At 66.8% G+C, this 16,496-nt stretch carries 13 protein-coding genes; 10 read left to right on the top strand and 3 right to left on the bottom strand.

Annotated elements, in window-relative coordinates; translation table 11 throughout:
* Positions 1-214: 214 nt before the first annotated feature.
* Positions 215-2,791, top strand: coding sequence for a DUF6600 domain-containing protein (locus tag AB4Y40_RS04855; RefSeq protein WP_368686641.1), 2,577 nt, complete (start codon positions 215-217; stop codon positions 2,789-2,791).
* A 96-nt stretch (positions 2,792-2,887) separates the two neighbouring features.
* Here AB4Y40_RS04855 and AB4Y40_RS04860 read toward each other — a convergent pair whose 3' ends face one another.
* On the bottom strand, positions 2,888-3,859 hold the full coding sequence (locus AB4Y40_RS04860; protein WP_368686642.1) for a thymidylate synthase: 972 nt from the start codon (positions 3,857-3,859) through the stop codon (positions 2,888-2,890).
* A 312-nt stretch (positions 3,860-4,171) separates the two neighbouring features.
* Positions 4,172-5,557 (bottom strand): sigma 54-interacting transcriptional regulator, encoded by a 1,386-nt coding sequence (locus AB4Y40_RS04865; protein ID WP_342921819.1) that lies wholly within the window; start codon positions 5,555-5,557, stop codon positions 4,172-4,174.
* 548 nt (positions 5,558-6,105) lie between these two features.
* On the opposite strand from AB4Y40_RS04865, the gene AB4Y40_RS04870 reads away from it, so the two are divergent.
* The 9 genes from AB4Y40_RS04870 to AB4Y40_RS04910 all read left to right on the top strand — a co-directional run bounded on the left by AB4Y40_RS04870 (position 6,106) and on the right by AB4Y40_RS04910 (position 14,988).
* Positions 6,106-6,660 (top strand): hypothetical protein, encoded by a 555-nt coding sequence (locus AB4Y40_RS04870; protein WP_368686643.1) that lies wholly within the window; start codon positions 6,106-6,108, stop codon positions 6,658-6,660.
* Positions 6,661-6,782: 122 nt separating this feature from the next.
* Positions 6,783-7,283 (top strand): hypothetical protein, encoded by a 501-nt coding sequence (locus AB4Y40_RS04875; protein ID WP_368686644.1) that lies wholly within the window; start codon positions 6,783-6,785, stop codon positions 7,281-7,283.
* Positions 7,280-7,909, top strand: coding sequence for a hypothetical protein (locus tag AB4Y40_RS04880; protein WP_368686645.1), 630 nt, complete (start codon positions 7,280-7,282; stop codon positions 7,907-7,909). The genes AB4Y40_RS04875 and AB4Y40_RS04880 overlap by 4 nt, the downstream gene beginning before the upstream one ends.
* 27 nt (positions 7,910-7,936) lie before the next feature.
* Positions 7,937-9,514 carry a beta strand repeat-containing protein gene (locus AB4Y40_RS04885; protein WP_368686646.1) on the top strand — a complete coding sequence of 526 codons (1,578 nt, stop codon included), beginning with the start codon at positions 7,937-7,939 and terminating at the stop codon, positions 9,512-9,514.
* A gap of 148 nt (positions 9,515-9,662) precedes the next feature.
* The gene (locus AB4Y40_RS04890) at positions 9,663-10,352 is read left to right on the top strand and encodes a C39 family peptidase (RefSeq protein WP_342921955.1); all 690 of its coding nucleotides are present in this window, start codon (positions 9,663-9,665) and stop codon (positions 10,350-10,352) included.
* Between the two features lie 13 nt (positions 10,353-10,365).
* Positions 10,366-11,211, top strand: coding sequence for a peptidase C39 (locus AB4Y40_RS04895; RefSeq protein ID WP_368686647.1), 846 nt, complete (start codon positions 10,366-10,368; stop codon positions 11,209-11,211).
* 155 nt (positions 11,212-11,366) lie between these two features.
* Positions 11,367-12,851, top strand: coding sequence for a hypothetical protein (locus tag AB4Y40_RS04900; protein WP_368686648.1), 1,485 nt, complete (start codon positions 11,367-11,369; stop codon positions 12,849-12,851).
* Between the two features lie 16 nt (positions 12,852-12,867).
* Positions 12,868-14,394, top strand: a complete 1,527-nt coding sequence (locus tag AB4Y40_RS04905) for a sigma 54-interacting transcriptional regulator (RefSeq protein WP_368686649.1) — start codon at positions 12,868-12,870, stop codon at positions 14,392-14,394.
* Positions 14,395-14,490: 96 nt separating this feature from the next.
* Positions 14,491-14,988, top strand: coding sequence for a dihydrofolate reductase (locus tag AB4Y40_RS04910; protein ID WP_342921811.1), 498 nt, complete (start codon positions 14,491-14,493; stop codon positions 14,986-14,988).
* 94 nt (positions 14,989-15,082) lie between these two features.
* On the opposite strand, the gene pmbA is transcribed toward AB4Y40_RS04910, so the two are convergent.
* On the bottom strand, positions 15,083-16,453 hold the full coding sequence (gene pmbA, locus AB4Y40_RS04915) for a metalloprotease PmbA (RefSeq protein ID WP_342921810.1): 1,371 nt from the start codon (positions 16,451-16,453) through the stop codon (positions 15,083-15,085).
* Between the last annotated feature and the right edge of the window lie 43 nt (positions 16,454-16,496).

A 16,496-nucleotide genomic window follows, 5' to 3' on the forward strand; every position in this document is an offset into this window, starting at 1 on the left:
CGTCGAATTAGCTGACAAATACCCGACAAAATCGCCGATTTCGCGCGCAAAAATGCGCGTTTCGCCTGCGGTCACACGTTCTGTTACATCTGGTGCATAAGCCTTAACAAATCCGTGAGCATGGAAACAAGCGCGCCGGATACAGTGCCCTGTATGGGATGGCGCTAAACGCTGCGGCATCAAAGCGCCCAATCCCATCGACAGGAGAACAACGATGACGACGCGCACACCTACGATCACCCAGTTTCGGCGCACCTCGCGCCGCACGCTGTTTGCGCTCGCCGCGCTCGCGGCGCTGAACCTCGCCGCCGCGCCCGCGGTGTTCGCGCAGACGGCGCCGCCCGATGCCGCGACCGCCCCCGCCGCCACGGGCGGCGATCCGCCGAGCCGCGTCGCGCGTCTGGACTACATGGCCGGCGCCGTGACCACCGAGCCGGCCGGCGCCAGCGACTGGTCGTACGCGCAGCTCAACCGCCCGCTCACGACCGGCGACCAGCTCTGGAACGACGCCAATGGGCGCTCGGAACTGCACATCGGCTCGACGGCGGTGCGCCTCGGCGCGCAAACGAGCCTCGACGTCCTCAATCTCGACGATCAAACCGCGCAGCTCAAGATCGCGCAGGGCACGCTCTCGACGCGTGTGCGCGACGTGCCGCCCGGCAGCTCGTATGAAATCGACACGCCGAACCTCGCACTCGGCGTGACGAGCCCCGGCGACTATCGCGTGGATGTGGCGCCCGACGGCAGCAGCACGACCGTCACCGTGCGCAGCGGGAGCGTGACCGTGTACGGCGAAAACGGTCAGACGCCGATGTCGGCCGGCCAGCAGATCCGCTTCGCCGGCACCGACCTGCAGCAGGTGGCGAGCGACCAGACGCCGCCGCCGGACGCCTTCGACCAGTGGGGGCTCGCGCGCGACGCCGCCGAGGACCGCTCGGTCTCGGCGCGCTACGTCTCGCGCGACATCCCGGGCTACCAGGACCTCGACAACAACGGCACGTGGCGCAACGATCCGCAGTACGGCGAAGTCTGGACGCCGAACTCGGTGCCCACGGGCTGGGCGCCGTATCACGACGGCCACTGGGTCTGGCAGGCGCCGTGGGGCTGGACCTGGGTCGATGACGCGCCCTGGGGCTTCGCGCCGTACCACTACGGGCGCTGGGCTTACGTCGACGATTCGTGGGCGTGGGTGCCGGGGCCGATCGTCGAGAGCGCGCCGCCCGTCTATGCGCCGGCGCTGGTCGCGTTCGTGGGCGGCGGCGACGGCGGCACGGACTGGGGCGTCAATCTCGCGGTAGGCGGCGTCGCGGCCGCGGGCGTCGCGTGGTTCGCGCTCGGGCCGGGCGAGCCGTGGCATCCGCACTGGGGCGGCTGGAGCCCCCACTACTACGAGCGCGTGAACCAGACCGTCGTCGTCAACAACTACCGGCGCGACGTCAACATCACGAATATCAACGTTCACAACACCTACGTGAACTATCGCGCGCCGGGTGCAGTGACGGCGGTGCCGGCCACGGCGTTCGTCCACGGTCAGCCGGTCTCGCGGTTCGCGCAGCGTGTCGATCCGCGGCAATGGCGCAATGCGCGTATCGACCCGGGCACACCCGGCATCGCGCCTGTGAAGGGCAGCTTCGGGCCCAATATGCGCCGCGCCGACTACCGGCCGCCCGCGACGCTCAATCAGCGCCAGGTCGTGGCCACCCGCGCGCCGGTTGCGCCGCCCGCGTTCCACGACAACCTCGCGCAGCGCTTCGCCCACGCCGGCGGCACGGTGCCGGGTGCGGGCGCGCCCGTGGTGCGCGTCTCGGCGCCGTCGCATGCGCCCTCCTCGCCGTTCGCTCCGGCGGCTCATGGCGCATGGCCCGCGCAGAACGTGCGCGTCGTGCCGCCGCATTCACCGGTGCTCGGTGCGACGGGCAGGCCGGCGGCCCCGCAGGCGCAAGCCGGCCGTCCGGGTATGCCCGGCGGTGCGCCCCAACCGGGGGCCACGGCCGCCAACGCCATGCCGCGCGGCGCCGAGCATGGCCAGCCGGGTGTGCCGCCGGCCGCCGCGCAGGAACATGGCGTGCCGCGTCCGCCGCAGTTTGCGGGCCGGCCCGAAGGCGGTGCGCCCGCAGCCGGCCAGCCCGGTCCGGGCGCGATGAACGCGGCGAATGTGGCGAATGCGGCGCACGGTGAAGCGCATCAGCCTGCCTGGACGCAGCCGCACGCGCCGATGGCCACGCGTGGCCAGCCTGGCGCCAACGAGGCGGGCCGGCCGCCCGCCGCCGCGATGCAGGCACAGCGTGACGCGGCGCATGGCCAGCCGCCGCAGCCGCAAGCGCAGCAACGGATGCCCGAGCCGGCCGCGGCGCAGCACGGCCCGCAGATGCCGCCGCAAGCCGAAGCGCGGCCGGCGCAGCAGCCCGCGGCGCGCCCCGAGTTCCATCCGCAGGCGCAAGCTCAGCCGCAACCGCAGCCGCAACAGCGTGCCGAGGTCCGTCCGCAGCCCCAGCCGCAGCCGCAGCCGCAGCAACGCGCCGAGGTCCGTCCGCAGCCGCAACCGCAGCCGCAGCAGCGCGCCGAGGTCCGGGCGCAGCCGCAGCCCCAGCCGCGTCCGGAATTCCACCCGCAGCCGCAACCGCAGCCGCAACCGCAGCCGCGCCCGGAATTCCATCCGCAACCCCAGCCGCAGCAGCACGCGGAGGCCCGCCCGCAGCCGCAGCCTCAACCGCGTCCGCAGCCGCAGCCCGCGCCTCATCCGCAAGAGCGCGCAAGCGGGGGCAATCACGACGACCACCACCACGGCTGATCGCCGCGCCGCCAACGAAAAAGCCCGCGAACGTCGCCGTTCGCGGGCTTTTTTCATGGCGCGGTCATACCGGCCACTAACGTAGAGGCAGGCGCCTCACACCGCCATCGGCGCGGTCAGCGGCTCGTGATGCCGGTAATCGACGAGCGAGAAGTCCGACGGCTCGACCTTTTCGAGCCACTGAGGCTCGTAGACGCCCGTCTTCGCGTACTCGGGCACGCGCTCAGAGATGGCCAGACGCGGGCTCGCGTAGGGCTCCCGGCGCAGCTGCTCGTTGAGCATATCGAGCTGGTTCTCGTAGATATGCGCGTCGCCGATGAAGTACGTGAACCAGCGCGGCGTATAACCCGTCAGCCGGCCCACGAGGTGCAGCAGCACCGCACCTTCGGTCAGGTTGAACGGCGTGCCGAGGCCCACATCGTTGCTGCGGATATAGAGGCACAGCGAGATTTCGCGCTTCGTCGGGTTCGGCAGGAACTGGTACAGCAGGTGGCAAGCCGGCAGCGCGATCTCTTCGAGCATGGCCGGATTCCAGCCATGAAACAAAATTCGCCGGTCGGCCGGGTTGCTCATGATCGTATCGAGACACTGGCGCAACTGGTCCACCGCCTTGTAGAGCAGCACCTTGGCGCGGCCATCCTCGGTAAATCCTGCCACGCGCGCGTAGCCGCGCGATTGCGCGTCGGCGAGCTGTGCGGAGGCGTCGGCGTCGAGCACCTTGTAAGCTGGCCAGCGCCGCCATTGCACGCCGTACACGTCGCCCAGGTCGTCCGTGCCCTGGCGGTACGGGTTGGCGAGCCACTGGGCGTTCTCGTTGGCGTTGGCGTCCCAGACCTTGCAGCCCAGCGCCCGGAAGTCGGCGGCGCTGCGCGAGGCGCGCAAAAATCCGATCAGTTCGCCCACGGCAGACTTGAACGCCAGCTTCTTCGTCGTCACCGCGGGGAAACCTTCCTGCAGGTCGAAGCGCAGCATGGCGCCCGGCTGGCTGATCGTGCGGATGCCGGTGCGGTTTTCCTGCCAGGTGCCGGTGTCGAGAATCGAGCGGACGAGCTCGAGATACTGTTTCATGCGCGGTTCCCTCGTCGGGCACGTGGCGCCCGGTTCGGATTCAGGATGGAAAAGAAGGATTTTACCCGGCGCGCGCGTTGCGGGTCGGCCGCGCCGAAAGCGCAAGTCCATCACACAACGGGGACAAGGGCGCAACGCCCACAGGACGGGCTACGACGAGCCCGGGAACAGGTTCGCGGCGCAACAAGGCGCGGCGAGATGAAACGCCATGGCAATGGCCGGGAAAAGCGACGGCACACGCCCCATGCGCGAAGCACGAAAGCGCCGCTCGCCTCAATCGACGTCAATCGGGCTCAAGCAGCCCACTCCGCCTCAACCGCCCGAAGCCAGGCCGCCCGGATGCGGCGCGAGCGGCTCGCTTTCCATATGGCGCATGCCATGCGCGCACAAGAGCCGGTACAGCGTCACGCGCGAGATGCCGAGTTCCTGGGCGGCGTCGCCAAGGCGCCCGCGGTGGCGCAGCAGCGCGAGTTCGATGGCCTGGCGCTCGGCAGCTTCGCGCGCCTGGGCGAGCGAGACCGGCACCACCTCGACGTAGTCGCCGAGTTCGAGATCGCGCGCCGTGATCGCACGGCCCTCCGACATCACGATGGCGCGGCGCACTCGGTTGATCAGCTCGCGCACGTTGCCGGGCCAGCTGTAGTTGTGCAGGGCTGCGATGGCGTCCGGAGAAAAGCCACGCAGGCGCCGGCTGCCGTCCTTCTTGAAGCGCTCGAGCATGTGCCGCGCGAGCAGCTCGATGTCCTTGCCGCGCGCGCGCAGCGGCGGCTCGTCGATCTGCAGCACGCACAGACGGTGATACAAATCCTGGCGAAAGCGCCCTTCCACCATCGCCGCGCGCATGTCGACGTGCGTGGCCGAAATGATGCGCACGTCCACGGGAATCGACTGATGACCGCCCAGGCGCTCGATCTTGCCTTCCTGCAGGAAGCGCAGCAGGCTCGCCTGGCTTTCCATGGGCAGGTCGCCGATTTCGTCGAGAAAGAGCGTGCCGCCGTTGGCCGATTCGACCCGGCCGACCTTGCGCTGGCTCGCGCCCGTGAACGCGCCGCGCTCGTAGCCGAACAGCTCGGACTGCAGCAGGTGCGGCGGGATGGCGCCGCAGTTGATCGGCACGAACGGCGCGCTGCGGCGCGCCGAGCGTTCGTGGATCGCCACAGCCGTGAGTTCCTTGCCCGTGCCCGACTCGCCCGAGATGAACACCGGCGCATCGGTCAGCGCGACCTTGCGGATCGAGCGGAACAGCGCCAGCATCGCCTCGCACGAGCCGACCATTTCGCCCTCGGTGCCGCCCGTGGTGTCGTTCGAGGCGACTTCGCCAAGCGAAACCATGCCATACGCATGGCCGACGGAATCGACGATCCGGTCGCCGTTCCAGGGGACCGTTACGTAATCGAAACAGTAATCGCGCACCAGACGGCGCAGCGTGGCGTCCTGCAGCTGCCCCGTCGTGGTCGCCGCGACCCAGCCGACGTTGGGCAGCGTGAGGCAAGGCTCGAACGAGCCGATTTCGTGCAGATGGAATTCACTTGAAAGATCGAGCAGCCCGCCCGCAGGCATACCCGCACGGAGGGCGCGCCGCGCGTCCCGCGCGTTGCCGACGATCTCCACCTGCCAGCCACGCTCGTGGAACCGTTCGTTCAACGCTTCGACCGGTTTTCGCGTCACATACACCAATTGCCGCGTTGCAGGTTCCATTATTCAGATCCTCTTGCCAACACCATCGTTTGGGAATGACGGCACGCACCTGAATGTACAGACACGCAGCAAAAAGCGACTTTCGCGTACCTGAAAAAACAGTGAACGCGCATGCTTTTGCTGACAGTGAATCCCCGAGTTGTGGCGTGTGTGTCAACTTGCCCAGTTGCGGGCGTTTTCTTTTAGGCATTACGGCTTTTTCTGAAGCTTACTATAGCCTCGTGGCACTTGGATAGAATTTATGCGGCAGGAATGGATAAGGGACCGATGGAAATGTTTCCACCACTTTCCCGGCATTTTGTCAGTGCAGAAATAATTACGGATGTTTCCTTTCTCTCAATAGCTAAGCGCCTCACGCGCAAACGTTCTCCTTTGAAACCCATATCGCATTCCAAACGGGTTTAAACGGCCTCACGTTTCAGCACTGAAACATTTTGGCGAATATCCGCCATTCAAATTTTGCAGAGAATAGTGCGGTTCGAAGCGTATCAATGGATTGCGGGCGATGGCACACGTTTCGCTAAATGTCTCGCACCAGGAGATACGCCATGCGACTCAACATCCAGCAGGTCCGGCGCAGTGTCATCGGCTACGGCAGTGCATGCGCCGCCGTGCTCCTTCCCGCCGCCCTCCTCGTCCTCTCGCCCGGTGCTCGCGCACAGTCGGTGGACGATGCGCCTGGCGCGCCAACCGCCGTTGCCAGCGTCGCCAGCGCCGCCCCGGATGTCGTTCCTGCAACACCTGCGGCACTCGTTCCCGCCACGCTCGCAGTGAGCGCGCCGGCCGGCGACGCTACTTCGACCGCCGCGGACCCAGCCAGCACGACGTCCGCCAGCCCCGCGACCGCCAGCGCCCCGGCCGACCCCGTCACCTCCGGCAACGACGGCGTCTTCGCGGGCATCGGCTCGCTCGACGACCAGACGCTTGCGCGCCAGCGCGGCGGCGCCGTCGGCATGGTGATGGTGGCCGCCACCCCGCAACTGATGCGTGGCAACAACAACGTGACGCTCTGGGACGAAATCGCACCGCCCGCACCGCTGCCGATCCCCGTCGACGCCACCCAGAACGCGCAGGGCAACCTCGCGAGCTACACGAGAAAGTAACGATGAGATAGCACCCGCGCCGCTTGCGGCGCGGTGTCCTGGTTCGCTGCGAACACGCGCAGCCAGGACGAAAGGACCGGACCAGGCGCCGATACGCCGACGCCGGCCAGGAGGAGACCAGCATGAGAGCACGCAACTCGACGCGCGGCGCCAGCCGCCGGTCGGCCCAGGTCGCCGCCGCCCTGTGCGGCTTGCTGGCCGCGAGCGCCACGGCGAGCGTGGCCGCCCAGCAGGTCACGAACCCCGGCGACGTCATCGTCGAACGTGACATCACGCCGCGCAGCGCCTTCGACAACGTGCCGAAGAGTCAGGACCCGGTGCTCGTGCGCGCGACGACCTTCCCCAAGAACAGCTTCGACCCGGCGATGGCGACGCTCGTCACCGACACGGATCTCACCAACGCGCACGGCTCGAGTGGCGTGAACGCAAACGGCGCATTGAGCGCGCAAACCGCCGGCGTCCAGGCGCTCACGCGCATTCTCACGGGCAGCGCGACGGGCTCGAACGTGGCGGCCGGTGCCGGCGCGAGCGCCGGCGTCGGCGCCGGCCTCGGCGGCACGATTTCCTCGACGATCACAGGCGCGCTCGCCCCGCTCACGGGCGCCATGGGAGGCATGAAATGAGCCGTTCGATCCACACGTCACGCACGTTGCGCACGGCGCTTTCCGGCGCGCTCGCCTGCGCCGCCGCGCTCGCCTTCGCGAGCGCCGCGCAGGCCCAGGTGAGCGTCGGCGCGACGGCGAGCATCGCCCCGGGCGCCGCCACGTCGACCACCGGCGCGCTCACGGTGAACGAGACCGCGGGCGTCGACAACGCGCAGGCCAACCAGCTGACGATCACGACCGGCAACGTGTCGATCAACGTGAACGGCGACGAGCAGCTCGCCAGCGTCACGGCGCAGCTCAAGGGCGCAAGCGCAACGATTGGTGCAGGAGCTTTTGCAAACACGAACGGCGCAATGATGGTGAATCAGTCGGCGGGCGTGGGCAATGTCCAGCGCAACACTGCGCTCATCAGCAGTGGTGCGATTGGTGTAGTGGCGGTCTCGGACGGGGAACTGTCCGCGGCGGCTGCTCAAAACGGCGGTCATGGGCAAACGGCCCAGGCAGGGGGCATTCGTGAGGTACGCATCGACAATGCGGCATTCAGGAATGCGACGGGCCTCGTGCAGGTGAACCAGACAGCCGGCGCCGGTAACGCTACGGCAAACAGTTTTGTGCTCCGTCCCCCGGCGGGCACTCTTTTTTAACTGACCACTCAGTATCGGAGCGAAATCATGAAGCGCACCCTCATAGCAGCGGCAGTTCTTGCGTCGGCGGTAGGTTCCGCTCACGCAGCTAGTTCGGCGTATCTCTTTAACGCCACAGGCGTCACCCAATACGTCGGCATCGAAGGCTTCGTCACGCTGTTCGGCTGCGTCTCGGTTTCGAGCACCGCCGGCGCCGTCATCAACAACAACCAGACCACCGGTGGCGGCACGCTTCTGCCGCAAGCGCAAAGCTACGACAGCGGCAAGATCACCACGGCAGTGAACAACACCACGTGGAGCGTGACGGGCACAGGCAGCAATTCCTTCTCGAAGTCCTCGAGCTCGAGCGAGTCGAGCAGTTCGTCGTCGTCGAGCAGTTCGTCGCATTCGCATCAAGTGAATGCATCGAACTCGAAGAGCTCGTCGAGCAACTCGAGCTTCAGCAAGACCTTCAACGCAAGCGCGAGCGCCGACTATCATGTCGCGACCGACAATGGCAGCACACATGACCACACGACGGCCAGCACCTATAGCGACACGGGCAGCGCGGCCCTTGGCACGAGCTACAGCAGCGTAGGCAACAACACGTCGACGAAGTCGCAGAGCGGCAATGGCAGCCTCCAGGCCAATGCATCGTGGTCGCACACCGGCAACCACAAGAACGGCTCGGCCGGCATCAACCTCAGCGGCTCGGAAAGCACGTCGCACACGACGACCAACGCCCACAACAACAGCGACACGACGAACGTCGGCGCGGCCTGGTCCGTGAACAACAACAAGAATACGAGCAACAGCTCGACGACCGCCAATACGGCTCATGCTGACGGCACGGCCAGCGCCGCGCTTTCGACGAGCGTAAACGGCACGAGCGAAAAGTCGAAAAACTCGTCGAGCACGTACGCTTCCATGTACAGCTCGTCGAGCTCCAGCTCGGATTCGCATAGCCACTCGTCGTCGCGCAGCTCGAGCTCGAGCAAGAGCTGGGGCTACAACGTGAGCGACTCGCTCAACACCGTCGACGAGCACACCACCGGCTCCGTCACGCAGCATATCAACACACAACAGGCGGGCACGCTCGACGCCAACACCGGCAGCGGCGCAGCCACCGGCGTGACGGGCAACCTCGGCGTGAACATCGCGGAAGGCATCAACAACGCGCAAAGCAACGATGTCGCGCTCGCTTCTGTCGACATGGGCAACGTGTTCGGCAACGCGCAGATCTTCAACAATCAGGCGTCCAGCGGTAGCGCCCACGTGAAGAACTTCAACCTGAACGCGTCGGTCGGCGACGGCTCGCTCGCCAACGTATCGGGCAACGTCGGCGTGAACGTCGCATCGGGCATCGGCAACGCGCAGAACAACAGCCTCGCCGGCTCGGTGACGACGGCAACCCCGGGTGCCTACTCGACGGTTGCAATGGTCGCGACGGATAACAACTCGCAGAACGCCAACATGTCGGCAGTCGGCCAGTTCCAGGGTACGGCCAGCCTCGGCGCCAATACGCTCACCGGCGCGCAAGGCAACATCGGCGTGAACATTGCCGGCGGCATCGGCAACCTGCAGCACAACGGCATGGCAATCGCCGCGATGAACAACGGCCACTAGGCACGGCTGGCAGCACTGCAGGAACTGGGCTCGCCCCAGGCAGAAAACGCAGCAAGCAACGCGCGCCGGCTGTCCCACCGCAGCCGGCGCGCATACCAGAAGGTAGGAGACCACCATGTCCGGGCCCGTATCGACCCCGGCATCAAGGATGTTTGTCGTCGCGCTGACGCTCTCGGCCAGCGCAGCCCTTGTGCCTGTGCATGCGCAGCAGTCGACGCTCGACGCGACCCACCTCATCGGCGTGCCGGTGAAGCTGCCGCTGCACTCGATGCGGGACCTGCGCTATCGCAGCATCGTCAGCCAGCAGTATGACTACAGCTGCGGCGCCGCCGCGCTCGCCACACTGCTCAAGTATGGCTACGGCATCGACATCCCCGAACCTGAGCTGATCCGCCAGATGATGGTGTTCTCCACGCCCGAGGTGGTCGTCAAGAACGGCTTCTCCATGCTCGACATGAAGAAGTTCGTCGAGACGATCGGCTTGCGCGGCCGCGGTTTTCGCGTCAATACCGACGCGCTCTACCACCTGCAGATTCCCGTGCTGGTGCTCATGAACATCGATGGCTATGAGCACTTCGTGATCGTCAAGCACGCCGAGAACGGCCGCATCTTCATTGCGGACCCCGCGCTCGGCAACCGTATCGTCGCCGAAGACGACTTCGCCAAAACATGGAACGGACTCGTCTTCGCGGTGCTCGGCAAACCGTTTCTGGAGGACTCTCCGCTGTTGCAGAACAACGAGTCGCTCGCGCTCAAGCTGCGTGAACAAGCCTTGCTCAATGGCACTGCGGCGACTCCCTTCTTCGAATACGGCCTCGATAAGGCCGTCATGTTCTGAAGTCCGAAGAATCATGAAACGCAACCTCTCACAGTGTGGCATCGCGGCAGCCGTCTCCGCGCTCGCCTGCGCTTTTTCGAGCGGTGCGCTAGCGGCTGAAGGCATCGGCTTGCCGCAACCGATGCCGGCGTTTCTCTCGAACGCCGACGCGCAGGCGCAAGGCATCCGCTGCGAAGCCGTCGGCGACGACGTGCTCGCGCATCAGACCGGCAAATATGCCGGCAGCGACATGATTTCCGGGTTCGTTCTGAACCTGCTTTCTCAATGGCAATTGCCAAACGGCGCGACCGCAGTCGCGCAAGGCGCGCTCGCGGTCGCCCAGAACGCGGCCAACCAGGTGAGCGCGCAGGTGAAGACCTATGCAACCGTGATCGACCCGACGCAGGGCGGAACCACGGGCGCAAACAGCGGCGCCAACCCGAACGCGACGGCCACCGGCGGCCAGAACGTTTCGGTCAACGGCGTCTCGCAGATCACCCAGGTGGCCGGCAACGGCAATACGGGCGCCAATGCCGCAACCATCTCCTATGACAACAACGCGCCGCAGCTCGCCAGTCTGCCAGGCGCGGCCAACCAGCCGAGCGCGTCGGCATCGAACGCGACCGGCAGCATAAGAGCGGGCATCTCGTTCGGCAGTAACGGCGTCAACGTGACGCTGCAGACGCCGGCGGGCATCGCCACGCAGAACATCGTGCCAGGCAACATGCAGCAGGCCGGCGCGATCGCCCAGCTACTCCAGGTCGCAGGCAACAACCAGCAGGTCGCCAACCAGTTGCAACTGAGTCTGCAGACGCAGCAGATGACGTCGCAAATGATCCAGCAGACCGGCGTATTACAGGCTCTGCGAAATCTCCACTAACCGAGGGCCTGCACGAGACGTACCAGTCAAGGAGACCACCACGCGGGCAAGGACCCGCGCGAGAAGCAGCACTTTGAATGAGGAGCATCGACGTGCGCGGGCGTGGAACCAGGGAGTTCCGCCGGGCGCCCGCATTCGATCCCGGGGGAAGAACAATGAAGATGATGTCCAGGGCGGCCGCGCCACACGTGTCGCTGGCCGCCATTCCAGCAGCCGTTTTACTATTCGCGCTCTCGCAGTCCGCCCACGCGCAGGCGCTACAAAGCCAGTCGATCGAAGACCGCCTGAATACGCTCATGCGCGTCGTCGACGAGCAGCAGCGGCAAATCCAGTCACTCGAGCGCCAGGTGACGAACCTCGAAATGGCGCAGCGCGGTCGCGGCATGCCGGGCGCGGGTGCGCCCGACGCCGCGTCGGACGCGACGGTCGCGGAACAACCGGGCGCAGACGGTCTGCCTGTGCCCCTGCCGCCGCTCGCCCAGGCGCTGCCGGGCGCGACGGCGCCGGGTGCGCTCACCGGCACGGCCACGGGCGTGCCCGTGAACCCGCCCTCGCCCGACGCAGGCGCGACCAATGGCGCGACCGGCAGCTCGGCCGCGAGCGGGCCGCAGCAGGGCGCGCCGGTTGGCGTGAACCCGAACAACCCGACCGTGGGCGAGACGCAAAAGAGCGCCGAGCCGTCGCGCACGCAAGCCGAAGAAGCGGTCGTGCAGCGCGAGCACGCGCCGCTCTTCGACCACAAGCTGACGTTGGACTGGGGCATCAGCGACAGTTACTACGATCGCCGCCAGCTGCAGCTTTCGGGCTTTCTCGCCCTCGACGCGATCTTCCTCGGCAACATCAATCTGGGGCAGACCAAGTCGCACACGATCACTGCCGACCTCGACACGCGCTACGGCCTCACCGACCGCATGAGCATCGATGTGGACGTGCCTTACGTCTACCGGCACAGCACCTTCATCGTCGGTGGCGCGGGCGGCTCGGCCAGCACGCTCACGGATGCGTCGGTCAATTCGAACTCGATCGGCGACGTGAACTTCGGGATCTACTACCAGTTCCTGAAGGAAACCAACAACATTCCCGACGTGGTCGGCAGCCTGCGCGTGAAGACGGACACCGGCACCTCGCCGTTCGGCATCAAGGTTCAGCAGATCACGCCCGACAACACCAATCTCGTCGCCCCCAGCAAGCTGCCCACGGGCACGGGCTTCTGGAACGTCACGGCCGGCATCTCGGTGCTGAAGACCTACGACCCGGTGGTGCTGTTCGGCAGCTTCTCGTACACGTACAACATCTCGCGCTCGTTCGCCGACATCTCCTCGGTGATCGGGCAGACCGAGCCTGCCGAAGTGAAGCTCGGCGACATCATCCAGTTCGGCGGCGGCGTCGCGCTCGCCTTCTCGGACAAGGACTCGGCAAGCATTTCGTACACCATGGCCATCGAGCCGCAGTCGAAGACCAAGTCGCCGGGCGGCACCTGGACCGGCGTGCCGGGCAGCGAGACGACGGCCTCGGTGCTCAACTTCGGCCTGAATCACGTGGTCAACAAGCACCTGACGATCAACGGCGCGGTGTCCGTCGGGCTCACGCCCGATGCACCGAACTTCGTCGTCGGCGTGCGTTTCCCTTACACCTTCTGATGACATGAGGCCGATCGTGCGCGAATCCTCACATCTGGGCGCCACTGTGACACCGCTCGCCGGAGCCGGGCAGCGTCTCGCCGTGGGCGGACCGCCGCTTGCCGGCGATGTCCCCGACGCCGGCCGCGCGCGCGATGCGAAGCCCGAGGCGAGTCTCGAGCGCACCTTGCTGTATGTCGCGCGCACGCCCGACCCGCTGCTGTGCGCCTACCTCAAGAGCCGCGGCTGGGAAATCGCGACCGCGCGCACGGTGCACGAGGCCTCGCGCCTCGTGAAGCCGGAGGCGGCCTATGCCGGCCTCGTCGATCTCACGGGTTTCGCGCCGCGCGAGTTCGCGAGCCTCGAGACGATCCTGCGGCTGCAGCAGGTGGGATGGATCGCACTCACCGACGATTCGCGCCTCACCGACGCCGAAGTGCGGCGCCTGATCCGCCACTACTGCTTCGACTACGTGCATGTGCCGGTCTCACATGCGACGCTCGACTACCTCGTGGGCCACGCGTTCGGCATGGTGTCGCTGTGCGATCTCGACACGCCGGCCGCCGCCGCGAGCCAGGACGAAGACGAGATGGTCGGCACCTGCGAAGCGATGCAGCAGCTCTTTCGCACGATCCGCAAGGTGGCCAACACCGACGCCACGGTGTTCATCTCGGGCGAATCGGGCACCGGCAAGGAACTCACGGCGCTCGCGATCCACGAGCGCTCCGCGCGGCGCAAGGCGACCTTCGTGCCGATCAACTGCGGCGCGATCCCGCATCATCTTCTGCAATCCGAACTGTTCGGCTACGAGCGCGGCGCGTTCACGGGCGCGAACCAGCGCAAGATCGGGCGCGTCGAATCGGCCAACGGCGGCACGCTCTTTCTCGACGAGATCGGCGACCTGCCGCTGGAAAGCCAGGCAAGCCTGCTGCGCTTTTTGCAGGAAGGCAAGATCGAACGCCTGGGCGGCCACGAGCAGATTCCCGTGGACGTGCGCATCATCTCGGCCACGCACGTCGATCTCGAGGCGGCCATGCGCGACGGACGCTTTCGCGCCGACCTCTTTCACCGCCTGTGCGTGCTGCGCGTGGACGAGCCGCCGCTGCGCGCGCGCGGCAAGGACATCGAGATTCTCGCGCACCACGTGCTGCACAAGTTCAAGCAGGACAGCGCGCGCCGCATCCGCGGCTTCACGCCTGACGCCATCGAGGCCCTCTACAACTACAACTGGCCAGGCAATGTGCGCGAACTCATCAACCGCGTGCGCCGCGCGATCGTGATGGCCGAGAGCAAGCTGATCTCGGCGGAGGATCTCGATCTCGCGCACTTCACCGCGCAGCAGACGGTCACGCTCGCGCAGGCCCGCGAGGCCGCGGAGCGACGCGCGATCGAGGCGGCGCTGCTGCGGCACCGGCACCGGCTCACGGAGGCCGCTGCCGATCTCGGCATCTCGCGCGTGACGCTTTACCGGCTGATGGGCACGCACGGCCTGCGCGACGAAAAAACGTTCTTTGGCGGCGAAGCGGAGAACCAGGCGGAATTGCCGCCCGACGGGCAGGACTGAAACAGTCGATCGCGTGGAGGAAGCGCGCCGGGGCGCCCGGCGCGCTCAGGTAGAATCGCTGCGAACAGCTTACAACCTCGCACCTCTACCCTTTCGATGACGACGCTCACCCTCATCGTCGCGCGCGCCCGCAACGGCGTGATCGGCCGCGACAACGCGCTGCCCTGGCGGCTACCCGAAGACCTCGCGTTCTTCAAGCGCACCACCATGGGCGCGCCCATCATCATGGGCCGCAAAACCCACGAATCGATCGGCCGCGCCTTGCCGGGCCGCCGCAACATCGTCGTGACGCGCGACGCGGGCAAGCGCTTTCCCGGCTGCGACACCGCCACGAGCCTCGACGAGGCGCTCGCGCTCGCGGCCCAGGACCAGGCGCCCACGGCGTTCCTGATCGGCGGCGCGCAACTTTACGGCGAAGGACTCGGGCTCGCGCACGAACTCGTGGTGACGGAAATCTCCGCGGACTTTGAGGGCGACGCCACCTTCCCCGCGCCCGACCCCGACGTGTGGCAGGAAACCTCGCGCGAGACGCTGCATGCGCATGCGCCGAACGACTTCGATTTCGCGTTCGTGCGGTACGTGCGGCGGGATTGATCGACGGGGCGCGCAGCGCGGCTCCGAAAAGCAAAACGGCACGCCTGGGCGTGCCGTTTTTCATCGAGCCAGCGCAGAAGGCGTTAAACGGCGCTTACTGCCCCGCCACCGTCATCCGCTCGATCAGCACCGAACCGGTCTGACGCGTGCCGCGCGCGAGCGTATCCGCGCCCACGGCGACGATATGGTGGAACATCTCCTGCAGCGTCGAAGCCACCGTGATTTCCTCCACCGGGTATTGGATCTTGCCGTTCTCCACCCAGAAGCCCGACGCGCCGCGCGAATAGTCGCCCGTCACGAAATTCACGCCCTGCCCCATCAGTTCGGTCAGCAGCAGGCCCGTGCCGAGCTTTCTCAGCATCTCCTCGAAGTCGTCCTCGGGCTTCGTGAGCGAGCTCTGGAACTGCAGGTTGTGCGAGCCGCCGGCGTTGCCCGTGGTCTGCATGCCGAGCTTGCGCGCCGAATACGACGACAGGAAATAGCCCTGCACGATGCCGTCCTTCACGACTTCGCGGCGCTGCGTGCGCACGCCCTCTTCGTCGAACGGCGCGCTGCCGGCCGCGCGCGGCACATGCGGGTCCTCGACGATCTGGATGTGCGGCGCGAACACCGGCTTGCCGAGGCTGTCGACGAGGAACGACGTCTTGCGATACAGCGCGCCGCCGCTCACGGCCTGCACGAACGCGCCGAGCAGACCCGCGGCGAGCGGCGCCTCGAACAGCACCGGCACCTTGCGCGTGTCGAGGCTGCGCGCGTTCAGGCGCGAAAGCGCACGTTCGGCCGCATAGCGCCCGACGGCTTCGGGCGAGGCCAGCTCGGCCGCGCTGCGCCGCGAGGTGTACCAGTCGTCGCGCTGCATGTTGCGGCCGACGCCTGCGATAGGCGCACACGAAACGTAGTGGCGCGAGTACGGATAGCCGTGCATGAAGCCGCCCGAGGTGGCGAGCACGAACTGCGAGTGCTGTGCCGACACGCTCGCGCCTTCGGAGTTCTTCACGCGCGGGTCGACGGCGAACGCCGCGTCTTCGGCGCGGCGCGCGATTTCCACGGCCTCGTCGGCGGAGAGATTCCACGGGTGATAGAGGTCGAGGTCGCGCGGCGCGGTTTCGAGCAGATCGCGTTCGGCGAGGCCCGCGCAGTCGTCGTCGGCGGTGAAGCGCGCGATGTTGTACGCGGCCGCCACCGTGTCCTTGAGCGCCTGCGGCGAAAAATCCGAGGTGCTCGCGTTGCCGCGCTTGTTGCCGATATAGACGGTCACGCCGACCATCTTGTCGCGGTTGTGCTCGATCGTCTCGACCTCGCCGCGCCGCACCGAAACGGACAAGCCGTCGCCTTCGGAGATCTCGGTCGCGGCGTCGCTCGCGCCGAGCGCGCTGGCGTGCCGCAGGATGTCTGAGGCGATCTCCTTCAGCTCGTCCTGGGTGTGCGGGAAAAAGCGTTGCCGGGCTTCGATGTCTGCTGCCATTGTCGTTACGGTCCGGTATTGGGCCGGTGCGGCCCGCTGGTGT

The organism is Paraburkholderia sp. EG287B (assembly GCF_040965595.1).
Classification (GTDB): Bacteria; Pseudomonadota; Gammaproteobacteria; order Burkholderiales; family Burkholderiaceae; genus Paraburkholderia.

What these genes read in the sequence shown, in the direction of transcription:
- AB4Y40_RS04900 (WP_368686648.1), top strand. Translation starts at nt 11,367, where the DNA reads ATGAAGATGATGTCCAGGGCGGCCGCGCCACACGTGTCGCTGGCCGCC.
- AB4Y40_RS04880 (WP_368686645.1), top strand. Translation starts at nt 7,280, where the DNA reads ATGAGCCGTTCGATCCACACGTCACGCACGTTGCGCACGGCGCTTTCC.
- AB4Y40_RS04875 (WP_368686644.1), top strand. Translation starts at nt 6,783, where the DNA reads ATGAGAGCACGCAACTCGACGCGCGGCGCCAGCCGCCGGTCGGCCCAG.
- pmbA (WP_342921810.1), bottom strand. Translation starts at nt 16,453, where the DNA reads ATGGCAGCAGACATCGAAGCCCGGCAACGCTTTTTCCCGCACACCCAG.
- AB4Y40_RS04870 (WP_368686643.1), top strand. Translation starts at nt 6,106, where the DNA reads ATGCGACTCAACATCCAGCAGGTCCGGCGCAGTGTCATCGGCTACGGC.
- AB4Y40_RS04860 (WP_368686642.1), bottom strand. Translation starts at nt 3,859, where the DNA reads ATGAAACAGTATCTCGAGCTCGTCCGCTCGATTCTCGACACCGGCACC.
- AB4Y40_RS04855 (WP_368686641.1), top strand. Translation starts at nt 215, where the DNA reads ATGACGACGCGCACACCTACGATCACCCAGTTTCGGCGCACCTCGCGC.
- AB4Y40_RS04895 (WP_368686647.1), top strand. Translation starts at nt 10,366, where the DNA reads ATGAAACGCAACCTCTCACAGTGTGGCATCGCGGCAGCCGTCTCCGCG.
- AB4Y40_RS04910 (WP_342921811.1), top strand. Translation starts at nt 14,491, where the DNA reads ATGACGACGCTCACCCTCATCGTCGCGCGCGCCCGCAACGGCGTGATC.
- AB4Y40_RS04865 (WP_342921819.1), bottom strand. Translation starts at nt 5,557, where the DNA reads ATGGAACCTGCAACGCGGCAATTGGTGTATGTGACGCGAAAACCGGTC.
- AB4Y40_RS04885 (WP_368686646.1), top strand. Translation starts at nt 7,937, where the DNA reads ATGAAGCGCACCCTCATAGCAGCGGCAGTTCTTGCGTCGGCGGTAGGT.
- AB4Y40_RS04890 (WP_342921955.1), top strand. Translation starts at nt 9,663, where the DNA reads ATGTTTGTCGTCGCGCTGACGCTCTCGGCCAGCGCAGCCCTTGTGCCT.